This window comes from Arthrobacter agilis (assembly GCF_002953615.1).
In the GTDB taxonomy this organism is placed as follows: domain Bacteria; phylum Actinomycetota; class Actinomycetes; order Actinomycetales; family Micrococcaceae; genus Arthrobacter_D; species Arthrobacter_D agilis_B.
In genome coordinates this window covers 3,266,667-3,270,270 of the sequence record NZ_CP024915.1, presented here as the reverse complement: position 1 = coordinate 3,270,270, position 3,604 = coordinate 3,266,667, and the positions used below count along the sequence as shown (strand labels likewise).

Here is a 3,604-nt window from a genome sequence, read left to right as displayed (position 1 = left end):
GGACCCTGCTCGCCGCGGCACGACGCCGACAGCCGGACCAGATCGCCCTGATGCACCTGGGCCGCGTGGACGCCGCCCTGCACGGGACCCGCACGATGCTCGGGGACGCCGCGGACGCGGTCGACTCCGGCAGGGCCTCCGGGCAGGACGGCGCACTGCTCGCGGCTCGCGTCCGCGCCACCGCGTTCCGCTGCGCGGAACTGGTGCTGGACGCAGCCGCGCACGCGCTCGGCCCCGCACCGCTCGCCTTCGACGACGTCCACGCTGCGCGCGTCGCGGACCTCCACCTCTACCTGCGCCAGCACCACGCCGAGCGCGACGACGCAGCCCTCGGACGGCGGATCCTCGAGCGGGCAGACGCGGGGGCGGCGGCATGGTGAGCTTCACGCACGACGGCGAGGGGACTCCGGAGAGCCACTGGCGGAGGTGGGAACAGGAGCGTGAGGCCGGCGGGAACCTGCAGGTCGAGGAGCTCTTCGACGGCAGGCTCCCCGCCCGGTTCCTCCTGCTGGCCGCTCACCCCGACGACGAGACACTCGGCGCCGGCGGGCTGCTCGCCCGGCTGTCCCGGGAGGGCGTGAGATGCGACGTCGTCGTGCTCAGCGACGGTGAGGCCTCCCACCCCGGTTCCCCCACCCATCCACCCCACCGGCTCGCCGAGTTGCGGCGCACCGAGGTGGCGGACGCGCTGCAGATCCTGGCACCGGCCGCACAGCTGACGTTCGAGGGCCTGCCGGACGGCGGGCTGGGGCACGACGACGTCGCCGCCGTCCTGCGACGCGAACTCGGCGACGGCGACTCCCTGACCCTCGTCGCCGCCCCGTGGCGCCACGACGGCCATCCCGACCACGACGCCGCCGGCAGTGCCGCGGCCGAGGTCTGCGGTGAGCTCGACGTGCCGCTGCTCGAGTACCCCATCTGGCTCTGGCACTGGGGCACGGCGGAGGACTCCGCGGATCAGCTCGCCACCCTCTCGTTCCAGTGGCTCGACGCCGCCGACCACGGCCGCAAGGGCACCGCCCTCGCGGCGCATCTCTCGCAGACCCTGCCCCTGTCCGACGCCCCGGGCGACGAGACGCTGCTGTCACCCGGGATCCTCGAGCACTTCGAGCGGAACTTCGAGTCCTTCTTCGTCACCCGGGGCTCCTCGACGTTCGAGCGGCTGCACCGGGACAGGGCGGATCCGTGGGAGGTCGCCGAGCGGTTCTACGAGCAGCGCAAGCGTGCACTGACCATGGCTGCGCTGCCGCGCCGCCGCTTCTGCCGGACCCTCGAGATCGGCTGCTCGGTGGGGGCCCTGACCAGGGAGCTCGCCGCCGTCTCGGACAATCTCCTGGCCCTCGACACGAGCGAGACGGCCGTCCGGCGCACCAACGAGGCCCTCATCATGGACGAGGCCGCGACAGCCCGGCTGGCCACCGTCCCCCGCGACTGGCCGCGCGAGGACGGACCGTTCGACCTCATCGTGCTGTCGGAGACCGGCTACTTCCTGACCGCCGACCAGCTCGACGCCGTCGTCGATCTCATCAAGGCCTCACTCGATGACGACGGCGTGCTCGTCCTCTGCCACTGGCGGCACCCGATCGAGGGCTGGGAGCTCGACGGCGATGCCGTGCACGAGCGGGTCCGTCGGCTGTCAGGCCTCGAGACCCTCGTGCTGCACACGGAGGAGGACTTCCTCCTGGAGGTCCTCGTGCCGGCACCCGCGTCCTCCGTCGCCCGCCGCGAAGGCCTGCTGTGATCCCCGGCCAGGTGGCCGTCGTCGTTCCCGCCTTCAACGAGCAGGACTGGCTGCCCGCGTCCCTTCGGGCGATCGACGCCGCGCGCGTCCATCTCATGCGCACCATCCCGCGCGTCCTCGTGTCGGTGACCGTCGTTCTGGACCGCTGCACGGACGGCTCGGCCGCTGCGGCGCGCGCCGGCCACGGGATCTCGGTCATCTCCGGCAGCTTCGACTCGGTGGGGGCCGCCCGCGACGCCGGGGTCCGTTTCGCGCTGGCACGGTCACGCAGCGTTCCCGCGCGCACCTGGATCGCGAACACCGACGCCGACACCCTGGTCCCGCGCGACTGGCTCGTCCGGCACCATGCATTCGGTGGACACTCCGACCTCGTGCTGGGGACCGTCCGTCCGACGCTCACGGCCGACAACGCCGACCGGATCCAGCTGTGGTCCAACGCCTATGTACCCCGTGACGGCCACGACCACGTCCATGGGGCGAACCTCGGCATCCGGGGAAGCACCTACCAGGACGTGGGCGGCTTCGCCCCGCTGGCCCAGGACGAGGACGTGCACCTCGCCGAACGGGTCAAGGCGGCCGGGGCGAGGTGGACGGCCTCCGGGTCTCTCGAGGTCATGACGTCGTCGCGCACCAGCGGCCGCGTCCCGGCCGGGTTCTCGACCTATCTCCGGGGGCTCGTCTGACCGCGGTCGACGAGGTTTTCCTGATTGTCCGAAGCATCTGTTAGACAAGGGTGTCTCGGATCGAATCCCGCGTGCCGAGCGGGCCGCAGTGACCACACTCTGGGGACGGGAGCTGTATGCGATTCGGGGAGATGCTGCGCGAGGCCCGCAGCGCCAAGGGGTTGACCCACGCGGAGCTGGGCGCCGACGTGTATTCCACGCATTTCGTCTCCCTGCTCGAGCGCGGTCTGCGCCAGCCCACCGCCGAGATGGTGCAGCACTTCGCGGACCGGCTGGGCATGGATGCGCAGACCCTGAACTGGTGGGTGGAGCCGCCGTCGTCCGACGACCCGGCCGCCCTCACCACGGCGATGTTGGCCGCGAACTACGCCCGTGACATGCAGGACGACGCGCTGGCGGCATCGGAAGCCGAGTACGCGGCGAGCATCGCCCAGGAGCAGCGGAACGCGCCGGCCTGGTGGGACATGTCGATGCTCCAGGCGCAGTCGCTGATCGCCCTGCGACGCCTGGATGAGGCCGAGGTCGTGCTGGTGCGGATGGAGAACTCCTCGCTGATGGTTGCGACGCCGGAACTCCGGTCCGTCGTGCATGGGCGGCTTTCCACCATCGCCCGCAACAGGGGTCGCCTGGTCGAGGCCCTCGAGCTCGCACAGCAGTCCATGGCTTCGGCGGCGGACCTTCCCGACCAGTCCCCTGCGCGGCTGCAGGCCGCCTTCATCCTCATCGCCGCGCTGTCGGTGAAGGGGGATCTCGACGCCGCGTGGGACGTGGCGACGTCGCTCGACATCAGTGAGGGCACTCCGTACGTCCCGTCGCTGTTGGTCGCGCGCGGCGCATGGACCATCGGCAACGTCGCCTTCCGTCGCGGCGACGTCGAGGTGGGCCGCGAGCAGCATGCCCTCGCGGCGCGGCTCCTCCTGCCGCAGGCGGATCTGGAGAGGTGGGCCGATTTCCATAAGGCGAGCGCGAACTTCAAGGTGCAGGCCGGCCTCGTCGACGACTCCGTCCGGACCTCGATCAGGAACGCCGAGCTGGGCCTCTCGCTCGTCGGTACTCCTGGCCAGCGCCTCGAGCTCACCCTCACCCGGGCCGGATTCGCCCTCCTGACCCACTAGCTCGACACCGCCAAGCAGCTGCTCGACGTCGTCGACGGCCGGCGTGACCTGCTCGACTTCGAGTC

Annotated in this window: 3 protein-coding genes and 1 pseudogene; all 4 read left to right on the top strand. The window is 71.5% G+C overall.

All coding sequences use genetic code 11. The features are described 5' to 3' along the window. Positions 1-380, top strand: a pseudogene (locus CVO76_RS16030) (PIG-L family deacetylase); the annotation flags it as partial. After that, a complete protein-coding gene (locus tag CVO76_RS16025; protein WP_208740097.1) occupies positions 374-1,741 on the top strand; it encodes a bifunctional PIG-L family deacetylase/class I SAM-dependent methyltransferase in 1,368 nt (455 codons plus the stop codon). The pseudogene CVO76_RS16030 and the gene CVO76_RS16025, both read left to right, overlap by 7 nt. Beyond that, the gene (locus tag CVO76_RS16020) at positions 1,738-2,424 is read left to right on the top strand and encodes a glycosyltransferase (RefSeq protein WP_133082637.1); all 687 of its coding nucleotides are present in this window, start codon (positions 1,738-1,740) and stop codon (positions 2,422-2,424) included. Before CVO76_RS16025 ends, CVO76_RS16020 begins: the two co-directional genes overlap by 4 nt. A gap of 116 nt (positions 2,425-2,540) precedes the next feature. Beyond that, complete coding sequence (locus CVO76_RS16015) at positions 2,541-3,539, top strand: helix-turn-helix domain-containing protein (RefSeq protein ID WP_208740096.1); 999 nt, start codon at positions 2,541-2,543, stop codon at positions 3,537-3,539. Positions 3,540-3,604: the final 65 nt, after the last annotated feature.